General features: G+C 66.5%; 18 protein-coding genes. 7 read left to right on the top strand and 11 right to left on the bottom strand.

The window, feature by feature from the left end; translation table 11 throughout:
• The first annotated feature begins 19 nt into the window (after positions 1–19).
• Both WS54_RS10875 and WS54_RS10880 read left to right on the top strand, forming a co-directional pair.
• Positions 20–487, top strand: a complete 468-nt coding sequence (locus tag WS54_RS10875; protein ID WP_059782884.1) for a DUF4019 domain-containing protein — start codon at positions 20–22, stop codon at positions 485–487.
• 33 nt (positions 488–520) lie between these two features.
• Positions 521–1657 (top strand): DUF2827 family protein, encoded by a 1137-nt coding sequence (locus WS54_RS10880; protein WP_059782882.1) that lies wholly within the window; start codon positions 521–523, stop codon positions 1655–1657.
• 24 nt (positions 1658–1681) lie between these two features.
• Here the strand turns inward: WS54_RS10880 and WS54_RS10885 are convergent, their stop codons facing one another.
• Positions 1682–2098 (bottom strand): hypothetical protein, encoded by a 417-nt coding sequence (locus WS54_RS10885; RefSeq protein ID WP_059782879.1) that lies wholly within the window; start codon positions 2096–2098, stop codon positions 1682–1684.
• A gap of 83 nt (positions 2099–2181) precedes the next feature.
• A complete protein-coding gene (locus tag WS54_RS10890) occupies positions 2182–2985 on the bottom strand; it encodes an EAL domain-containing protein (protein ID WP_059782877.1) in 804 nt (267 codons plus the stop codon).
• Positions 2986–3363: 378 nt separating this feature from the next.
• Between WS54_RS10890 and WS54_RS34245 the strand changes: the two genes are divergently transcribed.
• A complete protein-coding gene (locus WS54_RS34245) occupies positions 3364–3555 on the top strand; it encodes a hypothetical protein (RefSeq protein ID WP_236872715.1) in 192 nt (63 codons plus the stop codon).
• A gap of 212 nt (positions 3556–3767) precedes the next feature.
• Here the strand turns inward: WS54_RS34245 and WS54_RS10900 are convergent, their stop codons facing one another.
• Positions 3768–4910, bottom strand: a complete 1143-nt coding sequence (locus tag WS54_RS10900; protein ID WP_059782874.1) for a DUF2827 domain-containing protein — start codon at positions 4908–4910, stop codon at positions 3768–3770.
• Between the two features lie 407 nt (positions 4911–5317).
• Here WS54_RS10900 and WS54_RS10910 point away from each other — a divergent pair, with 407 nt between their 5' ends.
• The gene (locus WS54_RS10910) at positions 5318–6637 is read left to right on the top strand and encodes a galactosyl transferase GMA12/MNN10 domain protein (RefSeq protein WP_108041835.1); all 1320 of its coding nucleotides are present in this window, start codon (positions 5318–5320) and stop codon (positions 6635–6637) included.
• A gap of 84 nt (positions 6638–6721) precedes the next feature.
• Here WS54_RS10910 and WS54_RS10915 read toward each other — a convergent pair whose 3' ends face one another.
• From WS54_RS10915 to WS54_RS10945, 6 genes are all read right to left on the bottom strand, one after another.
• Positions 6722–8836, bottom strand: a complete 2115-nt coding sequence (locus WS54_RS10915) for a phosphocholine-specific phospholipase C (RefSeq protein WP_059782869.1) — start codon at positions 8834–8836, stop codon at positions 6722–6724.
• A gap of 42 nt (positions 8837–8878) precedes the next feature.
• On the bottom strand, positions 8879–9082 hold the full coding sequence (locus WS54_RS10920) for a hypothetical protein (protein ID WP_034204156.1): 204 nt from the start codon (positions 9080–9082) through the stop codon (positions 8879–8881).
• A 323-nt stretch (positions 9083–9405) separates the two neighbouring features.
• Positions 9406–11400, bottom strand: a complete 1995-nt coding sequence (locus WS54_RS10930) for an acetyl/propionyl/methylcrotonyl-CoA carboxylase subunit alpha (RefSeq protein WP_059782867.1) — start codon at positions 11398–11400, stop codon at positions 9406–9408.
• Positions 11401–11436: 36 nt separating this feature from the next.
• A complete protein-coding gene (locus tag WS54_RS10935; protein WP_059782865.1) occupies positions 11437–12222 on the bottom strand; it encodes an enoyl-CoA hydratase/isomerase family protein in 786 nt (261 codons plus the stop codon).
• Positions 12223–12241: 19 nt separating this feature from the next.
• A complete protein-coding gene (locus WS54_RS10940; protein ID WP_059782863.1) occupies positions 12242–13849 on the bottom strand; it encodes a carboxyl transferase domain-containing protein in 1608 nt (535 codons plus the stop codon).
• A gap of 29 nt (positions 13850–13878) precedes the next feature.
• Positions 13879–15060 carry an isovaleryl-CoA dehydrogenase gene (locus WS54_RS10945; protein WP_059782861.1) on the bottom strand — a complete coding sequence of 394 codons (1182 nt, stop codon included), beginning with the start codon at positions 15058–15060 and terminating at the stop codon, positions 13879–13881.
• Between the two features lie 170 nt (positions 15061–15230).
• Between WS54_RS10945 and WS54_RS10950 the strand changes: the two genes are divergently transcribed.
• Positions 15231–15977, top strand: coding sequence for a TetR/AcrR family transcriptional regulator (locus WS54_RS10950; protein WP_059782859.1), 747 nt, complete (start codon positions 15231–15233; stop codon positions 15975–15977).
• A gap of 64 nt (positions 15978–16041) precedes the next feature.
• On the opposite strand, the gene WS54_RS10955 is transcribed toward WS54_RS10950, so the two are convergent.
• The gene (locus WS54_RS10955) at positions 16042–16530 is read right to left on the bottom strand and encodes a MarR family winged helix-turn-helix transcriptional regulator (RefSeq protein ID WP_059782857.1); all 489 of its coding nucleotides are present in this window, start codon (positions 16528–16530) and stop codon (positions 16042–16044) included.
• Positions 16531–16732: 202 nt separating this feature from the next.
• On the opposite strand from WS54_RS10955, the gene WS54_RS10960 reads away from it, so the two are divergent.
• On the top strand, positions 16733–17812 hold the full coding sequence (locus WS54_RS10960; RefSeq protein WP_034204149.1) for an aromatic ring-hydroxylating dioxygenase subunit alpha: 1080 nt from the start codon (positions 16733–16735) through the stop codon (positions 17810–17812).
• Entirely contained in the window at positions 17809–18774 is a 966-nt protein-coding gene (locus WS54_RS10965; protein WP_059782854.1) for a PDR/VanB family oxidoreductase, read from the top strand. The genes WS54_RS10960 and WS54_RS10965 overlap by 4 nt, the downstream gene beginning before the upstream one ends.
• Before the next feature lie 175 nt (positions 18775–18949).
• Here WS54_RS10965 and WS54_RS10970 read toward each other — a convergent pair whose 3' ends face one another.
• Positions 18950–19396, bottom strand: coding sequence for a hypothetical protein (locus WS54_RS10970; protein WP_059782852.1), 447 nt, complete (start codon positions 19394–19396; stop codon positions 18950–18952).
• Positions 19397–19516 lie beyond the last annotated feature (120 nt).

A 19516-nucleotide genomic window follows, 5' to 3' on the forward strand; every position in this document is an offset into this window, starting at 1 on the left:
CCCTTTCAGGACCCTCACCATGAACGCACGCACGCCCCTCACTCGCGCAAAATGGCTGATCGGCTGCGCCGCCGCATCGATCGCGATCGGCGCGCACGCGCAATCCGCCGGCGAATCGGCCGACGCGCTGCTCCGCGACTCGGATGCGGTGTTCAAGCAGCTCGACGCCGGCCAGTACGGCGCGGTGTGGACCGACGCCGCACCGTTCGTCAAGGCGCGCTTCAAGCAGGACCAGTTCGCGGCACAGATGCAGCAGGCACGCCAGTCGGTCGGCGCGGTCGACCATCGCGGCTGGGCGCAAATCACGCGGATCCGCTACAGCAACTCGTCGTCGATGCCCGACGGCCTGTACGCGAACGTCGACTACACGACGACGCTCGCGAGCGGTGCGACCGTTTACGAAAAGCTGAGCTTTCGTCTCGATGACGACGGCCGCTGGCGCCTGACGGGCTATGTGCCGCGCCGGTCGCAAAACTTCACGCAATAAGCGGCGCACGCGCCCGCTCACGGAGCCGATCCGATGAAACTCAATGTCGCGATAACGATGAACGTGCAGCGCGACGCGACGCAGTCGATCTGGTACAACGGCGCGAACCAGCACTGCGTGTACCTGTACATGCTGCTGAAGCAATCGCCGCTGATCGGCGAAGTCTGGCTCGCGCACGACGATGGCGTCACCGAGTATCCGCAGGCGCTGATGCTGGACGCGTTCGGCGACGCGCTGCGGCCGCTGTCGGCCATCATCCACCAGACCGATCTGCTGATCGAGATGAATGCGTTCGTCGATCCGTCGCACACGGACGCCGTGCGCGGCCGCGGCGGCAAGTGCGTGTCGTACCGCTTCGGCAACGACTACGTGATCGCGGTCGAGACGATCAACTTCGAGAAGAACGACTGGCGGCCGAACCCGAACCGCGTGCAGTTCGACGAGATCTGGACGAATCCGCAGCACATGCACACGTGCGCGGCCTATTTCCAGGCCGTGTACCGCGCGCCGGTGATCGAGCTGCCGCACATCTGGTCGCCGTATTTCATCGAGCGCAGCCTCGACGCAGACCCCGAACTGAAGGCGCGCTTCGGCTACCGCAATCGCGGCACGGCCAAGCGCATCGCGTTCTTCGAGCCGAACCTGAACGTCGTGAAGAGCGCGATCGTGCCGATGCTCGCCGCGAATGCGTGCTACGTCGAACATCCGGAGCTGGTCGAGCACGTGTACATGACCAACACGTTCGACAAGAAGGAAAACGTCGCCTTCAAGCATCTCGCGCTCGGGCTCGAAATGGTGCGCGACGGCAAGGCCACTGCCGACGTGCGCGCGCCGTTCGTCGCATGGGCTGCGCATCACACCGACATCGTCGTGTCGCACCACTGGGAAAACGGCCTGAACTATCTGCTGTACGACGCGCTGTACGGCAACTACCCGCTCGTGCACAACTCGCCGTTCCTGCGCGACGTCGGCTATTACTATCCGGACTTCGAGATCTTCGATGCGGCTCGCGCGATCGCGACCGCCGCGCAAACGCACGACGCGCGCCTCGACGACTACGCGGCGGCGGCTCGCCGCTGCCTGCACCAGGTCGACACGCTCGCCGAGCACAATGTGAGCGCCTATTCCACGCAGATCCAGCACCTGTTCGCCGGCCGCTCGCTCGGCTGAGTTCCTTCACACGCCCCGGTTGCGTTACGCCAGTACCCGATCGCCGCTTTGCGCGGCGAACGCGCGACCATGCCGCCGCCCCATGCGCGCGAGCACCGCGAAACAACGGGTGGCCGACCGGCCTGCCCCGCCCGATTGCCTGACGAGGCTGTCGGATACGCCGCGCGCGATCGCCGACTCGTCGCCGCACGCGCCGGCGATGACCCCCGCGTAATAGTGCCGCGCCGCGAGTTCGCGGCCGCCCGCGTCGAGCGGGCTCATCCGCTGAATACGGCGCGCGACGATCGTCAGGCCATTGAGACAGGACGCGACGTCGATCGGCGCATCGGTCGCTTCGGCGCCGAGTTGCCCCAGCATGTCGACCAGTTCGGCGATCGCGACCAGGTCGCGCGCATCGGCCGCCTGCGTGCCCGTTCCGCCTCCGGCTTTCGTTCCCGCCATGCCCACGCCCCTTTGCGATTCGTCCCGCTCCGCGCCCCTGCTCCCGACGCACACCCCGCGCGCCGCCCCGCCCGCTCCCGCGGTCATGCGGCGGCCGGCGATCGCCACGAAAACCGGATGCCCTGCGCCCACGTGACGCCGGCATCCACGATGATCTGTCGGTCGGTCTCGCTTTCCACGCCTTCGACGACGACGTGCCGCGCACCTTCATGCGCAAACGCGATCAGCCGGCGGAACTGGTAGCGGCCGATCGCGTTGCGCTTGATCAGCGACAGGATCGAGCGGTCGAGCTTCACGATGTCGGGATTGCCGACCACCAGATTGTTCAATGCGCTGAAACCGACGCCGAAATCGTCGATCGCGATCCGGCACCCGGCCCGCTGGAAGCGGGACACGAACGACCGGCCGGCGACCGGGTTCAGCGGCCCCGTCTCCGTGATCTCGACCACCAGCCGCGCCGCCACCGACGGCTCGCGCTCGAGCCGCCTGAAAATCGCCAGCCACGCGTCGTCCACGACCGCGCTTGCCGCCGCGACGTTGCAACCGTACACGGCGCCCGGATCGGCGCGCAGCGCATCGATCGTGCGGCCGACCACCAGCCAGTCGAACCAGCGCATCAGCCCGAGCGCTTCGAGGCGCGGCAGAAACGCGAGCGGCGGCAGCGCATCGCGCTCACCCCACCGCAGCCGCGCCAGGCATTCCTCGTACAGCACGCCGCCCGACAGGTCGGCGCGGCACACGGGCTCGCGCGCGAATCCGAGCCGGCTTTCGACGAAACTGCGCACCGACGCAAGATCGGGGTGATCGTCGGGTGCCCCGAACACGAGATCGATTTCGTTGCGATTCGCTTTCCGATTCGCCTCCTGGCGAGCTTCGACCGCATTCATCCGGCGCTCCGGCTAATGGCGAGCCGCCGATCGCGGCTCGACCTCAACACATAGGCGGAACGAGCCGACCTCGACGCGCTCCGCCGCCCACCCGGCCCATCCTGTATGTCGATTTTTTCCGGGGAGCGTACTGTTCGCTTCGGCGCCGTCAAATTCGATATTTTTTACGCTATTCGGTTACTTTAAATACACCACGCGCGCACGATACCGACAGTGCGACAGGTTACACAACGGGAATTACAAGACCCCAAAAAAACGAATCGTTTATCTTTTTCATTCTGCCGGTTTTATCAGAATCGCCTTTTCCGGACTTACTCGTCCCACGAATCGGGACGCCATCGATTGTTCAGATAAATACCGCGTCATGAAGTGCCGCCCGTGCTCGATACGCAGGTCGAAACATCCGTCTCCGCACATGCCATCTCTCACGCGAAACCCGCCGCCGCGCGTCATTCGATCATCGCAGCGTTCAATTTTCACGTTTCAAACGACATTATCAAGATTCCAAACGGAATCAATCCCCGTTTAACCAATAATACCAACTTCAATTATATGAAGATTATCGATTGAAACATATTTAACAATCCTTCCGACTTGTTAACCTATAAACTTGTTTTCGACGGACTTCCCTCGGAGCCGTCAATTTCGTGCCTTCGAAAACCGTCGAATCCATTGGGTTCGGCGGTTTCTTTTTTTAACGGCACGATTTCGTCAGACATGAGGGCGGGACAAACCCGACGGCGGACGGCGGCGCAACGAACGTGCGCCGCGGATACTCGGCGCTAGGCGGCCGGCGCGCCGATCAGGTTCGCGAGCAGCGCGTCATACTCGGCGACGAGCGCCGGATTCGCCGACGTGTAACGGCCGAGGATCTCGCGCTGGCGCCGCGTATACGCTTGCCAGTCGTCGTCGTGCGTATGCAGCGCGCGCAGCAGCGCATCGGCGCCCTGCTGCACGTCGTTGTCCGGATAGTAGTAGCCGAGATCGGGCGCGAGGCTCGCGTTGTGCACGAGCGGATAACCCTGCCAGCACACGTCGAAATAGAAATAGTTCAGCGGGTTCGACCATTGGTGCGACACGACGATATCGGTCAGGTCGGCCAGGAACAGCGGCGTTTCGAAGCGCCCGACGAAGCTCGCCTTGCCCGCGCGCACGATGTCCAGGTAATTCATCAGCATCACGAACTCGGGGCTGTCGTGCGCGAGGCGATCGGCATTCGTCACGTGCGCGAAGCAGATCGCGTCGGGGTCGCGCCGATACGCTTCGTCGATGATCAGCATCGGATACACGCAGAACTTCACGACGTCGTGGTTCGGCTCCATCACCGTGAGCCGCTTGCCGGGCTCGCTGCGCGGCCGGTATTCGCCGCGCTCGGGCAGCGACTGCGCGCGTTCGGTCAGGAACATCGGATCCCACACGAACGGCACGACGCGCCCCGGGCAGCGACGCAGCGACTGCAGGAACGGCAGCGACGACGGCGCGATCTGCGGAATCGCCCATACCTCGTCGTAGCCGCGGTTGATGAACAGCGAATCCCACAGCCGACGGCCGAACAGGATCGACTCCATCACGTTGATGTACTCGACGCCGCAGCAATAGCTGACCAGCTTCACGCCGCGCGCTTTCAGATAAGCCGTCTGCTCGCCGTTGATCTGCCCGCCCAGCTCGATCACCACGTCGAGCGCATCCTTCATGTCCGCGAACGCGCGCGTGTCGTACACGTTGCGATCCCACGGCAGCGCGTCGGTGAGCGGCACGTCGGTCGTGTTGACCAGCGTCACGCGGTAGCCGTGCGGCGACGCCATCAGCAGCTTCGCGAGGAACAGCGCGTTCTGCTTGATGCCGTTGATCCACAGGCTTTCGTCGGGGGCACGCAATCCGATCGTGATACCGATGCGCAGGCCGGTCAGGACAGGAGACGTCATCGTCGGCGGGATGGAAGGTTGAACGGGAATGGCATGGCGCAGTGTAGCGCGCGAAGCGCCGCCCGCGTCAAGCGGCGGCAACCCGGCATTTTAGCGGAGGCAGCCGGCCGCACACTGTCAGGGATGGTCAGCGCGCGGCCCGGCCGGGCCAATCCGTCCGACCGTTATGCGATACTCGTGCCGCCCGGTGGCCGGTTTTCCCGGGACATTCGAACGGGCAGCACGCTACCTCGCCGCACCACGATCAAAACCGAGGCACACAGAATGGAATACGATGCCGCGCAAGGCTTCCAGGCCGTCCATGACGAACCGGGGCGACGCTCGCAGAAAGGCGTATCGGGATGGGGCGCCGAGCCGAAGAACGCCGCGCGGTGCGTGTGCGCGCCTCCCCGCGTTCGGAACGCGCGATGATCGTCCTCAGTCATTTCAGCCAGCACGCGCCCGCGAGCCTCGACAACCACCGCTGGTACGCGCAGACGCATGGCTATCGTCACGAGATCGTCGACGCATCCGGCATGCCGCAAGCGCTGCCATTGCGGCCGCTGCATCGCTACGAGTCGCTGCTCCACGTGCTGCGCGGCGCGCGACCCGGCGAACTCGTGCTGCTGCTGAGCGAAGACGCGGCGATCATCGAACCCGTCGCGCTCGATCGCCTGATGGCCGGACGCGACATGCTGCTCGTCGACGCGTTCGCATCGCCGCTGCCGCAGGTCGACGTGCAGATCTGGCGCAACACGCCGGACGTGCGCGCGATCGCGATGCGGCTCGTGCAGCGCTGCAAGCTCGGCAGCGAGCCGAGGCTGACGTCGGAAGCCGCGCTCTTCGCGGATCTCGATACGCATCGCTACATGACGCCGATCGACGGGCTGTACGCGGTCATGCCGTCCGGCCCCGACCTCGATCCGATGTGGAGCCGCGAACCGACGTTCGCGATCAGCATCGACGACACGCCGCACGATCCCGAACGGAAAGGCGCGACGCCGCGCTTTCGCGACACGCTCGTCGCGTACGTCGATCGCTGCCGCGCCGCCGGCCGGCCGATGTTCGCGTTCGATCACGACGCCGCTGCGCCCGACGAGGCCGCCGAGCGCAGCACGTACAACCCCGGCCGCCCGATTGCTTTGACGATGCTGTACACGCCGAACATCGGCAGCTATGCACGCGTGGCCGAACGGAATTTCCGTCGCTACTGCGACGCGCACGGCTACACGCTCCACGTGCATCGCGACATTCCGGCCGAGATCGGGCTGAACGCCACGGGCAACTGGTTCAAGCCGTGGCTGCTGCACGCCTATCTGCAGCATCACGAATGGGTCGTGTGGCTCGATGCCGACGTGCTGATCGCGAACCGGCAGCAACCGCTGGAACCGCTGCTCGAAGGGCGCGACTGGCTGCTCGCGCAGGATCTCGGCCAGTGGACGTTCAATTCGGGCGTGATGGCGTTCCGCCGCACCGAACGCAACGACGCGATGCTGCGCGACCTGATGACGACGATCGCCGCGCTGCACGACCGCTCGAGCGTCTATGCGAGCGATGGCGACCAGTTGCATTTCATTCGCGCGATGGAGCGCGACGGACGATTGCAGCACGAAGGCGTGGCCGATCTCGTCAGCCTCAATACGCCCTGGCTGTTTCGCCGTGCGGACAGCTACATCGTGCATTACTACGGCATGTGGTCCGCGATGCGGGCGCTGATGATGGCGCACGACGACGGGCTGCTGCCCTGACGCCGCCGCAACCTCCTCGATCGGCAGACCCGAGGCGCCGGCCGGTTGAATCCGGCCGGCGCGTCGTCGCATCGGTTGCCGTCGTCAGATCGCCGTGATCGTCGGCGCGACGGCCGCAGGGTCGGTGATGCTCGGCTTGCCGGTCTCGACGTGCCCCGCGATGCGGCGCATCCAGCCGGTATTGCCCGCCACCGCGAACTGCAGGTCGTACCAGTGGCTGCTGCACGACAGGTCCCAGTGCGCTTCGATGCGCTGGCCCGCCGGAACCGTCAGCGTGCGCGCCGCGCCGCCATAGGCGACATCGGTCGCAGTGACCGTCAGCGGGCCGGTGCCGGCATTGGCGATCGTCACGTAAACGTCGCCGTTCGCGGTGTCGTAGCACGGCGTGATTTCAGGCTTGGCCGCCGCATCGGCGGCCGCCGACCCCGCGAAGCGCCGGAAATAACCGTTCGGCCCCCACACGCTCACCAGATAGTTGCCGTTCGCATCGAGCGCCCACGTATCGGTCAGTTGCTTGCCGGCTTCGACCGTATAGCGGCGCGGCATCGCGGTGGGGTCTCCCGTATAGACCCAGAAGTGCGCGCCCTGCGTGCCGGTATTCGCGAACGTCAGCGCGTAGCCTTGCGCCTGCAACTGGCCGGTGACGTGCAATTCGTACGGCAGCGCACGCGCCGGCCGCGTGCCCGGTTCCTGCGCGGTCACGACCTGCTGCGCGGTGCTGGCCGGCGCGGTCTGCGACGATGCGCGCGAGCACTGCAGGTCGGCCTGCGCGACATAGGCCTGCGTGCTCGGCAGGGTCGGCAGCGTCGCGTCCGATTTCGAGAAATCGAGCGCCGACGTCAGATCGCCGCAGATCGCGCGACGCCACGGCGAGATGTTGGTTTCGATCACGCCGAAGCGCTTCTCGATGAATTGCAGCACCGATGTGTGATCGAACACCTGCGAGCACACGAAGCCGCCCTTCGACCACGGCGACACGACGAACATCGGCACGCGCGGGCCGAGGCCGTACGGCAGGTTGTCGGCCGTATAAGTGCCGGCTTGCGTCGACGTCACGACGTTGTGCCGCTCGAGCGACACGTCGACGGTGCTCATGCCGGAGCCCGGCAGCGTCGGCGCCGACGGCGGCACGACATGGTCGAAGAAGCCGTCGTTCTCGTCGTACATGATCAGCAGGACCGTCTTGCTCCACACGTCCGGATTGGACGTCAGCGCATCGAGGATCGTCGACAGGTAGTACGCGCCATACAGCGGCGTGAATTTCGGATGCTCCGAATACGCGGCGGGCGGCAGCAGCCACGACACCTGCGGCAGCGCATTCGCCTGCACGTCGGCCTTCAACTGCGTGATCGGACGCGTGCTCATCCCGCGCGTCTGCAGCGACGACCCGGCCGGCGCGTTCACGAAGTTGCTGAAGCACGCCAGCATGTTGGTGCCGTAGTTGCCGGTGAAGTTGTCGAACCCGGTGCCCTGCTGATAGATCTGCCACGAGATGCCGGCCTTTTCGAGCCGTTCCGGGTAGGTCGTCCAGTTGAAGGGCGGCAGCTGGACCTTGTCGAACTGGTTGTCGATGTAGTCGGTGTTGTCGAGCAACGGGCCGCCGCCCGTGCCGAGCGGATCGACCATGCCCGTCATCAGGTACATGCGGTTCGGGTGCGTGTTGCCCGGGATCGAGCAGAAGTAGTGGTCGCACACCGTGAACGCATCCGCGAGCGCGTAGTGGAACGGGATGTCGTCGCGAACGTGATAGCCCATCGTCATGTTCGACTTCTGCACGGCCCACTGGTCCGCACGGCCGTTGTCGATCGCGCCGTGCGTCGTCGCCCACGTGTGCGGCAGGCCGCCGATACATTGCGCGTTGACGCCCGGATTGGTCGTGTCGTAGCGAAACGGTGCGATCACGCTCGACTTGTCTTCCTGGCGCGGCTGGAACCACACCGGCTTGCCGTTCGGCAGCGTCACCGGAAAACGGTCGTTGTAGCCGCGCACGCCGCTCAGGTGACCGAGGTAATGGTCGAACGACCGATTCTCCTGCATGAACACGACGATGTGCTGCACATCCTGGATCGTGCCCGTGACGGTGTTCGGCTCGATCGCCAGCGCCTTGCGGATCGATTCCGGCAGCAGTGCAGTGGCGGCGGTCGCGCCGGCGAGGCCGGCCGAGAACTTCAGAAAATCGCGTCGCGAATGGATGGCCATGCTGGTTGCTCTTGATGGGTTTTCTGGAGGGAACGGCCGGTATCAGGAAGCGGGCGACGAAGCCGGTGCGGTGAAACCCGGCGGGCAGCGCATCTGTGCGGTGGCGACCACGGCGCCGCCGCACGCGGCCTTCTGCTGCGCGACGGGCGCGGCGGGTGCGGTCAGGTCGTCGTTGCAGGCGCCGAGCAGCGCGGTCAGCGCGATCAGGCCGGCGACCGCGAAAGGCCGTAGGGCCGACGTTCGCATAACGGTTCTCCGTGAGGATGACGACGCGACGCAGGCGCGAACGCCGCGCCGGTCATATCGACGCCGAGATGCTATGTTCGACTTGTTACACGACGGTGTCGAGCGGCGGGAAGATCGGGGGGCACGCAGCGCGCGGCACGCGGGGACGTGGCGGGAACGGTGGAGTTCGTAAGTATTTCGAAAGATTTGCGCGAATCGCGCGTACTGCTTCGTGCGTCCTCGATACCGACGCCGCGCTGTCGCGACGACGGCGGATGACGAAGTGCTTTCCTGCGGGCCGGCCGCGGCAGCGGCGGCCGGCCCGTGTAGGGTGGCAAGGCCGCTCAGCCTTCCGCCATCATCAGCAACTGCGCACCGTCCGCGACCTGGTCGCCGACGCCGTACAGCACTTCCGCGACGACGCCCGCGCGCGGCGCGCCGATCGTGTGTTCCATCTTCATCGCTTCCATCACGATCAGCGGCGTGCCGGCTTCGACCTGCTGGCCCGGCTCGACCAGCACCGCGATCACCTTGCCGGGCATCGGCGCGGTCAGGCGGCCGCCGCCCTGCTCCGCGTCGCCCGCATGCGCGAGCAGGTTGCGCCATTCGAACGTTTCGGCCGCACCTTGCGTGAACACGTGGAACGTGTCGCCGTCCGCATGGACGCGGCCGCTGCCGCGCACGCCGCCGAGCGTCACGTCGAAATCGAGCGGCGTGGCGCCGCGCGTCCATGCGAACGGTTGCGCGGCCGCGTCGCCGATCGCGATGCGCGTGCCGTCGCCGTCGTCCTCGTACGTCACCGTCACGTCCGCTTCGCGATCGGCCGCATGCCATTCGAGCGTGCGGCGATAGCCGCCGTTCAGCCGCCAGTCCGGCAGCGCGCTCCACGGCGAGGCGGTCTGCGTTGCCCCGCGTTCGCGGGCAAGCAGCGCCGCGCAGGCGAGTGCGAGCGCCGCGCGCGGCGGCTGTTGCGGCGCGAACAGCGCATCGTGATTGCGTTCGATCAGGCCCGTGTCGAGATCGGCCGTCGCGAACGGCTCGCACGCGACGATCCGCTGCAGGAACGCGGCGTTCGTATGCAGGCCGACCACTTCGCACGCGCGCAGCGCACGCAGCATCAGGCCCAGCGCTTCCGCGCGGTCCGCACCGTGGACGATCAGCTTCGCGATCATCGGATCGTAGAACGGCGTGATCGCATCGCCTTCGCGCACGCCGCTGTCGATGCGCACCGCCGCACCGATGTCGAACTCGACGCCGTCCGGCAGCCGCAGGTGCTTCAACGTGCCCGTCGACGGCAGGAAGCCGCGCGCGGGGTTCTCCGCGTAAAGGCGTGCCTCGAGCGCATGGCCCCGTACGCGCAGCGCGTCCTGCTTCAGCGGCAGCGGCTCGCCCGCCGCGACGCGCAATTGCCATTCGACGAGATCGAGCCCCGTGACCATCTCGGTGACCGGATGCTCGACCTGCAGACGCGTGTTCATCTCCATGAAGTAGAACGCGTCGCCCGTCATGATGAACTCGACGGTGCCCGCGCCGACATAGCCGACCGCGCGCGCGGCCGCGACGGCCGCTTCGCCCATTGCCTGGCGCACGTCGTCGTGCAGCCCCGGCGCCGGCGCTTCCTCGAGCACCTTCTGGTGACGGCGCTGCACCGAGCAGTCGCGGTCGAACAGGTACACGGTATTGCCGTGCGTGTCGCCGAACACCTGCACTTCGACGTGGCGCGGACGCGTCAGGTATTTCTCGATCAGCACGCGATCGTTGCCGAAGCTGCTCGCGGCCTCGCGCTGGCACGACGCGAGCGCCGCCGGGAAATCGTCGGAGCGCTCGACCACGCGCATCCCCTTGCCGCCGCCGCCCGCGCTCGCTTTCAGCAGCACCGGATAGCCGATCCCGTCGGCTTCGCGATGCAGCCTGGCCGCGTCCTGGTCGTCGCCGTGATAGCCGGGCACGAGCGGCACGGCGGCCGCGTGCATCAGCGCCTTGGCGGCCGCCTTCGATCCCATCGCCGCGATGGCGTCGACCGGCGGTCCGATGAACACGATGCCGGCCGCTTCGCATGCATGCGCAAAATCTTCGTTCTCCGACAGAAATCCGTAGCCGGGATGAATCGCCTGTGCGCCGGTCGCGCGCGCGGCTTCGATGATGCGCTCGATGCGCAGGTAGCTGTCTGCCGCGGCCGAGCCGCCGATGTGCACGGCCTCGTCGCATGCGGCCACGTGTTTCGCGTTCGCGTCCGCGTCGGAATAGACGGCGACGCTCGCGATCCCGAGACGTTTGCACGTCGCGGCGACGCGGCACGCGATTTCGCCGCGGTTGGCGATCAGAATCTTGTCGAACATGGCTTCGATGTCGTCCGGAAGGTTGGGGTCACGCGATCATTCACGCCACGACGGCGTGCGCTTGTCGAGGAAGGACGCGATCCCTTCGCGCGCTTCCGCGCCGGCGCGGGTCTGCGCGATCCAGTCGGCGGTCTGCTCGATCAGCGTCGCGTCGAGCGCGCGGCCGGCCACGTCGGCGACGAGCCGCTTGCACGCCGTCACCGCGTCGGGGCCGTTCGCGACGAGCGTCGCGGCCAGCTTCGCGATCGTTTCGTCGAGCGCGTCGGCCGGCACCGCATCGTGAATGAAGCCGAGCGACGCGGCACGCGTGCTGTCGAACACCTCGGCCGTCGTGAAATAGCGGCGCGCCGCGCGCTCGCCCATCGCACGCACGACGTACGGCGCGATCGTCGCGGGAATCAGCCCGAGCCGCGCTTCCGACAGGCAGAACTTCACGCCGTCGGCGGCGATCGCGATGTCGGCCGCCGCGACGAGGCCCACGCCGCCCGCATACGCGTCGCCATGCACGCGCGCGATCACCGGCTTGCCGCAGCGATAAATCGCCTCGAGCATCCGCGCGAGCTTGCGCCCGTCGGCACGGTTCTCGTCGTCCGAGTAACCGGCCATCTTCTTCATCCAGTTCAGATCCGCGCCCGCGCAGAATGCCGCCCCTTCCGCGGCGAGCACGATCGCGCGCACGCCTTGGTGCGCGTCGAGCCATTCGAACGCGGTGGTCAGCTCGGCGATCGTCGTCTCGTTGAACGCATTGCGCACGTCGGGCCGCGCGAGCGTGACGGTCGCCACGCGGCCGGCTTCGCTTACCTTGATCGTTTCGTATCGCATCGGTCTGTCCTCCCGGGCGTTACATGCGGAACACGCCGAAGCGCGTGTCGTCGATCGGCGCGTTCATCGACGCGGCAAGGCCGAGCCCGAGCACGTCGCGCGTCTGCGCGGGATCGATCACGCCGTCGTCCCACAGCCGCGCGCTCGCATAATACGGATGGCCCTGGCGCTCGTACTGGTCGCGAATCGGCTGCTTGAACGCGTCCTCTTCCTCGGCCGACCACGACCCGCCCTTCGCTTCGATGCCGTCGCGACGCACGGTCGCGAGCACCGACGCGGCCTGTTCGCCGCCCATCACCGAGATGCGGGCGTTCGGCCACATCCACAGGAAGCGCGGGCCGAACGCGCGGCCGCACATCCCGTAGTTGCCGGCGCCGAACGAGCCGCCGATGATCACCGTGAATTTCGGCACCTTCGCATTCGACACGGCCGTCACCATCTTCGCGCCATGCCGCGCGATGCCTTCGTTCTCGTACTTGCGCCCGACCATGAAGCCCGTGATGTTCTGCAGGAACACGAGCGGAATCTTGCGCTGGCAGCACAGCTCGATGAAATGCGCGCCCTTCACGGCCGATTCGGAAAACAGGATGCCGTTGTTCGCGACGATCCCGACCGGATGGCCCCAGATGTGCGCGAAGCCCGTCACGAGCGTCGTGCCGAAGCGCGCCTTGAATTCGTCGAACTCCGAATCGTCGACGATGCGTGCGATCACCTCGCGCACGTCGAACGGCTTGCGCGTGTCGACCGGAATCACGCCGTACAGGCTCTTCGCATCGTAGCGCGGCGGCTTCGGCTCGCGCAGCGCGAGCGGCGGCGCGATCTTCGGTGCGAGATGGCCGACGATGTTGCGCGCGATCGACAGCGCATGCGCATCGTTCTGCGCGAGATGATCGGCCACGCCCGACAGGCGCGTGTGCACGTCGCCGCCGCCCAGATCCTCCGCGCTCACTTCCTCGCCGGTCGCGGCCTTCACGAGCGGCGGCCCGCCGAGGAAAATCGTGCCCTGGTCCTTCACGATGATCGACTCGTCGCTCATCGCCGGCACGTACGCGCCGCCGGCCGTGCACGAGCCCATCACGACCGCGATCTGCGCGATCCCCGCGGCCGACATCGTCGCCTGGTTGAAGAAGATGCGGCCGAAGTGATCGCGATCGGGAAACACGTCGTCCTGGTTCGGCAGGTTCGCGCCGCCCGAATCGACGAGATACACGCACGGCAGCCGGTTTTCCGCGGCGATTTCCTGCGCGCGCACGTGCTTCTTCACCGTGATCGGATAGTAGGTGCCGCCCTTGACCGTCGCGTCGTTGCACACGATCACGCATTCGCGGCCGGCGATGCGGCCGATCCCGGTGATGACGCCCGCGCCCGGCGCGTCGTCGTTGTACATGCCGTTCGCGGCGAGCTGCGACAGCTCGAGAAACGGCGCGCCCGGATCGAGCAGTTGCGCGATGCGCTCGCGCGGCAGCAGCTTGCCGCGCGCCAGGTGCTTGTCGCGCGCGGCCTGGCCGCCGCCCTGCGCGAGCTGTTCGATCTTCGCGCGCAGGTCGGCGACGACCGCCTCGAGCGCCGCGGCATTCGCGCGGAAGTCTTCCGAACGCGGGTTCAGTTTCGATTCGATGATCGGCATCGAAGGGCTCCGTTCGCGTGACGTGGGCGTTACATCGTTTCCGCGAACAGCTCGCGGCCGATCAGCATCCGGCGGATCTCGCTCGTGCCGGCGCCGATCTCGTACAGCTTCGCATCGCGCCACAGGCGCCCGACCGGGTATTCGTTGATGTAGCCGTTGCCGCCGAGGATCTGGATCGCCTCGCCGGCCATCCACGTCGCCTTCTCGGCCGTATAGAGGATCACGCCCGCGCAGTCCTTGCGCACCTGGCGAATGTGGTCGCTGCCCGCCGAGTCGAGATGGCGGCCCACTGCGTACAGATACGCGCGGCATGCCTGGAACGTGGTGTACATGTCGGCGACCTTGCCCTGGATCAGCTGGAATTCGCCAATCGACTGGCCGAACTGCTTGCGGTCGTGGATATACGGCACCACCGCATCGAGACACGCGGCCATGATGCCCGTCGGGCCGCCCGACAACACCGCGCGCTCGTAGTCGAGGCCGCTCATCAGCACCTTCACGCCGCCGTTGAGCTGGCCGAGGATGTTCTCTTCCGGCACTTCGACGTCCTGAAACACCAGCTCGCCCGTGTGCGACCCGCGCATGCCGAGCTTGTCGAGCTTCTGCGCGACCGAGAAGCCCTTCATCCCCTTCTCGACGATGAATGCGGTGATGCCGCGCGGGCCGGCGTCGACGTCCGTCTTCGCGTAGACGACGAGCGTGTCGCAATCGGGGCCGTTGGTGATCCACATCTTCGTGCCGTTGAGCACGTAGCGGTCGCCGCGCTTGTCCGCGCGCAGCTTCATGCTGACGACGTCGGAGCCGGCATTCGGCTCGCTCATCGCGAGCGCGCCGACGTGTTCGCCCGACACGAGCTTCGGCAGGTACTTCCGTTTTTGCGCGTCGGTGCCGTTGCGGTGGATCTGGTTCACGCACAGGTTCGAATGCGCGCCGTACGACAGGCCGATCGACGCCGACGCGCGCGAGATCTCCTCCATCGCGACCATGTGCGCGGTGTAGCCCATGTTCGCGCCGCCGTATTCCTCGGAGACGGTCATGCCGAGCACGCCGAGATCGCCGAACTTCTTCCACAGATCCATCGGGAACTGGTCGGTGCGGTCGACCTCCGCCGCGCGCGGCGCGATTTCCTTCGCCGCAAACGTCGCGACGGCGTCGCGCAGCATCTCGATGTCTTCACCGAGCATGAATTGCACGCCGGGCAGGTTGATCATGTCTCCTCCGTCTCCAGAAAGTGTGCCGCACTCACCGATTTCTGAGTTTTGCTCACATCGAATGAATACGCCGATTCATTGACCAATACAGCGGAAATTTTGCACAGTTTCGCGCCTCGCCGGGTTCGGCGTCAATAGTTTTCTGAGTGATACTCAGCTATCATGCGAGCATGACAGCCGCTCCCGCCGACACCATGACCGCCACCGCCAAAGCCGACCGCGCCGACACGCCGCGCGCACCCGCCGGCCGCAAATCCCAGCAGCGCGTGCAGGACATTCTGCGCGCCGGCCGGGAAGTGTTTGCCGAAAAAGGTTACGAGCATGCGACGGCCGCCGAGATCGCGCAGCGCGTGGGCGTGTCGGAGGCGACGGTGTTCAGCTATTTCCGCGGCAAGCGCGAGCTGTGCGCGCGTGTGATCGCCGACTGGTACGACGAAATCATCGCCGCGTTCGAACACGGGATGCCGCGCGACGCGTCGGTGCAGCAGCAGTTCGCGTTCATCGTGCGCACGCACCTGCGGCTGATGCTCGTGAACGGCACGGGATTGTGCGCGCTGGTGCTGTCGGAAGGCCGCGCGAAGCAGCATGCGCTGAGCGACGAGCTCACCGCGCTGCAGCGCCGCTACACGGCGCCGCTGATGGACGTGCTCGCGCGCGGCCAGGCGGCCGGGCAGGTTCGCGCGGACCTGCCGCTGAGCCTGCTCCGCTCGATGGTGTTCGGGCCGATCGAGCACGTGCTGTGGGACGCGATCCTCGGGCACCGCAAGCTCGATACGGAAACGACGGCCACGCAATTGATCGACATGCTGTGGGCCGCCGTACAGCCGCCGGCGCCGGAACAGGCGGCGCTCGTGCGCTTCAGGAACGAAGTGGCCGAAGCCGTGCGGCGGCTGGAAGGGCAAGCGTCACGCGCGTGACGCCGTCGGCCAGCACGGAAGCTGCCGCCCCGCCGCGGCTTTCGCTGCCGACGGCCCGGCGCCGCTACGAATCCTCGCTCACCCGCAGCGGCGCGCGACTCTGCTCGTTGTTCAAATGGACGAACTTGCGCAACAGGCGCATCAGTTCCCGCGAATCGTCGTCGCCCATCCCGTCGAACAGGCCGGCGCGCAGTTCCTGCACCGACGGAATCAGATGCGTGAGCAGCTCGACGCCCGCCGGCGTCAACAGCAGGCGCCGCTGACGCCGCGGCAGCACTTCGCGGACGATCAATCCTTTCGCTTCGAGCCGCACCGCGAGATCGGCGGTGGTCGACGTGTCGAGCGCCACGCGCTGCGCGAGCGTCACCTGGTCGAGCCCCGGATTCTCGTAGATCATCCGCAGCACCGCGTACTGCACGGGCGTCACGTCCCGGCCCAGCTTCTCGTAGAACATCGCGACCGCGATCTGGTGCGCGCGCCGGATCAGGTGCCCGGGTTCGTCGTACAGGTCGATCGGGAAAGCCGGCAGGTCGGCGGGATTCGTTTTTTCCATGAATGAGTCGATGACGTAGGCGGCGCACGCCGGTTGCGCGCGCCGTCGGCATGGCGCCGCGTTGCGCCACGTTCCCGGGAAAACCAGTATACCGCCCGCCTTGCTCTCGCCAATCTCGATGAGTACACTGAATCTCATTCAGTACACGGAACGAAGATCGGGCCGCATCCCCGGCGGCACCGCCCCGAAGGAGACAAAGATCATGTTTCTCAAGAACGCGTGGTACGTGGCGTGCACGCCTGACGAGATCGACGGCAAGCCGCTGGGCCGCAAGATCTGCAACGAATCGATGGTGTTTTACCGCGCGGCGGACGGCCAGGTTGCCGCGCTCGAGGATTTCTGCCCGCACCGCGGCGCACCGCTGTCGCTGGGGTTCGTGCGCGACGGCGTGCTCGTGTGCGGCTATCACGGGCTGGAAATGGGCTGCAACGGCAGGACGACCGGCATGCCGGGCCAGCGTGTCGGCGGTTTCCCGCCGATTCGCAGCTTCCCGGCGATCGAGCGTTATGGCTTCGTGTGGGTGTGGCCGGGAGACGCGTCCGCAGCCGATCCCGCCAAACTGCCCGCGCTGGCGTGGGCCGAGGATCCGGCCTGGGCGCACGGCGGCGGCCTCTATCACATTCGCTGCGACTACCGGCTGATGATCGACAACCTGATGGATCTCACGCACGAGACCTACGTGCATGCGACGAGCATCGGCCAGAAGGAAATCGACGAAGCGCCGCCGAAGACGACCAGCCACGGCGACGAAGTCGTCACGAGCCGCTTCATGGAGAACGTGATGCCGCCGCCGTTCTGGCGGATGGCGCTGCGCGGCAACGGGCTCGCCGACGACGTGCCGGTCGACCGCTGGCAGATCTGCCGCTTCACGCCGCCGAGCCACGTGATGATCGAAGTGGGCGTCGCGCATGCGGGCCACGGCGGCTACGACGCGCCGGCGGACAGGAAGGCGTCGTCGATCGTGGTCGACTTCATCACGCCCGAGACGGATACGTCGATCTGGTACTTCTGGGGGATGGCGCGCAACTTCCGGCCCGACGATCACGCGCTGACCGCCGAGATCCGCGAAGGCCAGGGCAAGATTTTCGCGGAAGATCTCGAGATGCTCGAGCGACAGCAGCGCAATCTCGAGCAGTGGCCCGAGCGCACGCTCCTCAAGCTCAACATCGACGCCGGCGGCGTGCTGTCGCGCAAGGTGATCGACCGGCTGCTCGCCGCCGAAAACGCTGCGAGCCCGCAGCGGCCCGTGATTCCGGTCGCGCACGTCAAGGAGGCGTCATGAGCGGCGCGACCTTGACGGTCCGCGTGGTCCGCAAGTGGCAGGAAGCGCGCGACATCTGCGGCTTCGAACTGGTCAGCGACGACGGCTCGCCATTGCCGCGCTTCGACGCCGGCGCGCATATCGACGTGCATCTTCCGGGCGGCCTCGTGCGCCAGTACTCGCTGTGCAACCACCCGGAGCAACGCGATCGCTATCAAATCGCGGTGCTGCGCGAGGCCGACGGCCGCGGCGGGTCGCGTGCGATTCACGACGAAGTCCGGCAAGGCGATATCGTGCGGATCGGCCTGCCGCGCAATCAATTTCCGCTCGCGTGCGACGCGCCGCACCATCTGTTGCTCGCCGGCGGGATCGGCGTCACGCCGATTCTCAGCATGGCGGAACGGCTGTTCTCGTCGGGCATGCCGTTCGACATGCATTACTGCGCGCGTTCGGCCGATCGCATGGCCTTCGTCGAGCGGATCAATGCGGCCGGATTTCGCGATCGCGCGCGCTTGCACGTCGACGACGGCGATCCCGCGCAACGTTTCGATCTGGCTGCCGTGCTCGCCGGCGCGCCCGACGGCACGCACCTGTACGTATGCGGCCCGCGCGGCTTCATGGATGCGGTGCTGAACGCGGCACGCGAGCGCGACTGGGGCGACGCGCGGTTGCACTACGAATTCTTCGGCGGCGCGGTGGCATCGTCCGGCGCGGATCGTGCATTCCAGGTCAAGATCGCGAGCACCGGCAAGGTGATCGACGTGCCGGCCGGATGCACGGTGATCGCGGCGCTGGCGGCGCACGGCGTCGACGTGCTGACGTCGTGCGAGCAAGGCGTGTGCGGCACCTGTCTGACTCGCGTGCTCGAAGGCGAGCCCGATCATCGCGATGCGTATCTGACCGACGACGAAAAGGCAGCCGGCGACCAGTTCATGCCGTGCTGCTCGCGGTCGCGAACCGAGTTGCTGGTACTCGATCTGTAGATCTGTAGATCGGTAGATGGGCCGCCCGACTCGCGGCGGCCCATCGCAATACTGGAACGATCAACGGCGCATCCTGGCCGGCCATCGATCAAGACACCTGAATTCCCGACCGATCAATGGCGCTGCAACCCGGCCCCGCTCGACCATCGCGCTCGGTGCGCCCCCATCGCTCGGCTCAATCGGCGAGCCGGCAATGCGACAGCTTCAACCCCGGCAGCACCGGCGCGTCGATATAGCCTTCGTTCACACAGCTGAACCGGAACGCCGCGGACGTGACGAACGGCTTGATCTCGCCGCCGGGAAATTTCGGCTTCAGCGCGCCTTGGTCGGCCACGTCGAAATGCGTGTCGAACTGCTCGCCGTCGGCCGTCAGCGCACCGAAATACGTGCCATCCGGATCGCTGCCCATCCGGATCACGGCGCCGACGAACGTGAGGCGCTTGCCGTCGTACTTCGTCTTCGCAGCGGCCATGTCCTGCGTATAGGCCTCGATCACGGCGCCGTAGTGCACGTCGATCGCGGGTTCGGCGTTCGAAGCCGCACAGGCGGCCTGGTGAGCGCCCGGCAACAGCGCGCAGGCCGCAAGCGCGGCCGTCATGAACGGCGCGGAAATCTTCTTCATGGTGGTCTCTCGTCCAGCGTGGTGGTTGAAGTGATCGAAGCCCGGCGCGACGCCGGTCGAATTCGCTTCCGTTGCTTTAATCGTTCGAATGGCGGTACACGGCTGCGATCGCTTCGTCGC

It is taken from the genome of Burkholderia sp. NRF60-BP8 (assembly GCF_001522585.2).
GTDB lineage: Bacteria > Pseudomonadota > Gammaproteobacteria > Burkholderiales > Burkholderiaceae > Burkholderia.

Coding starts and splice junctions, on each gene's coding strand:
- WS54_RS10875 (WP_059782884.1), top strand. CDS start 20: ATGAACGCACGCACGCCCCTCACTCGCGCAAAATGGCTGATCGGCTGC.
- WS54_RS10880 (WP_059782882.1), top strand. CDS start 521: ATGAAACTCAATGTCGCGATAACGATGAACGTGCAGCGCGACGCGACG.
- WS54_RS10885 (WP_059782879.1), bottom strand. CDS start 2,098: ATGGCGGGAACGAAAGCCGGAGGCGGAACGGGCACGCAGGCGGCCGAT.
- WS54_RS10890 (WP_059782877.1), bottom strand. CDS start 2,985: ATGAATGCGGTCGAAGCTCGCCAGGAGGCGAATCGGAAAGCGAATCGC.
- WS54_RS10900 (WP_059782874.1), bottom strand. CDS start 4,910: ATGACGTCTCCTGTCCTGACCGGCCTGCGCATCGGTATCACGATCGGA.
- WS54_RS10910 (WP_108041835.1), top strand. CDS start 5,318: ATGATCGTCCTCAGTCATTTCAGCCAGCACGCGCCCGCGAGCCTCGAC.
- WS54_RS10915 (WP_059782869.1), bottom strand. CDS start 8,836: ATGGCCATCCATTCGCGACGCGATTTTCTGAAGTTCTCGGCCGGCCTC.
- WS54_RS10920 (WP_034204156.1), bottom strand. CDS start 9,082: ATGCGAACGTCGGCCCTACGGCCTTTCGCGGTCGCCGGCCTGATCGCG.
- WS54_RS10930 (WP_059782867.1), bottom strand. CDS start 11,400: ATGTTCGACAAGATTCTGATCGCCAACCGCGGCGAAATCGCGTGCCGC.
- WS54_RS10935 (WP_059782865.1), bottom strand. CDS start 12,222: ATGCGATACGAAACGATCAAGGTAAGCGAAGCCGGCCGCGTGGCGACC.
- WS54_RS10940 (WP_059782863.1), bottom strand. CDS start 13,849: ATGCCGATCATCGAATCGAAACTGAACCCGCGTTCGGAAGACTTCCGC.
- WS54_RS10945 (WP_059782861.1), bottom strand. CDS start 15,060: ATGATCAACCTGCCCGGCGTGCAATTCATGCTCGGTGAAGACATCGAG.
- WS54_RS10950 (WP_059782859.1), top strand. CDS start 15,231: ATGACAGCCGCTCCCGCCGACACCATGACCGCCACCGCCAAAGCCGAC.
- WS54_RS10955 (WP_059782857.1), bottom strand. CDS start 16,530: ATGGAAAAAACGAATCCCGCCGACCTGCCGGCTTTCCCGATCGACCTG.
- WS54_RS10960 (WP_034204149.1), top strand. CDS start 16,733: ATGTTTCTCAAGAACGCGTGGTACGTGGCGTGCACGCCTGACGAGATC.
- WS54_RS10965 (WP_059782854.1), top strand. CDS start 17,809: ATGAGCGGCGCGACCTTGACGGTCCGCGTGGTCCGCAAGTGGCAGGAA.
- WS54_RS10970 (WP_059782852.1), bottom strand. CDS start 19,396: ATGAAGAAGATTTCCGCGCCGTTCATGACGGCCGCGCTTGCGGCCTGC.